Source organism: Gilvimarinus gilvus, from assembly GCF_030518155.1.
GTDB lineage: Bacteria > Pseudomonadota > Gammaproteobacteria > Pseudomonadales > Cellvibrionaceae > Gilvimarinus > Gilvimarinus gilvus.
Map to the genome: position 1 here is coordinate 1 of NZ_JAULRU010000054.1, position 317 is coordinate 317.

General features: G+C 49.8%; 1 protein-coding gene. It reads right to left on the bottom strand.

Features of this window, described 5'->3' with window-relative positions:
• Window positions 1–317: TolC family protein (locus tag QWI17_RS00250; protein WP_302720498.1), on the bottom strand; the 317-nt coding region annotated here is incomplete at both ends.

A 317-nucleotide genomic window follows, 5' to 3' on the forward strand; every position in this document is an offset into this window, starting at 1 on the left:
CTGAATAACGCCTCTGAGAGTATCGTCCTGATTAAAGCGGGCCTGGGTTAAGCCGTATTCAGTCTGGCGACTGGTAGAGCTGGTTGCTCCTCCAGAGAAAATAGGCATGGACAGCGTTAGTCCAATTTGATTCGTTTCCGCCCAGTCATTACTACTCTTAGTGCCTTTATCACGATCATGACTGGCTGTAAGTGAAAGGGTTGGCAGGTGACCACTGGAGGCTGCCTGAGCTTGTCTGCGTGCAGCTTCAGTATTGGCTAACGCTACTTTTAGTGCCAGGTTTCCACTTTGAGCTTTTTCTACCCAGGCTTCAGACG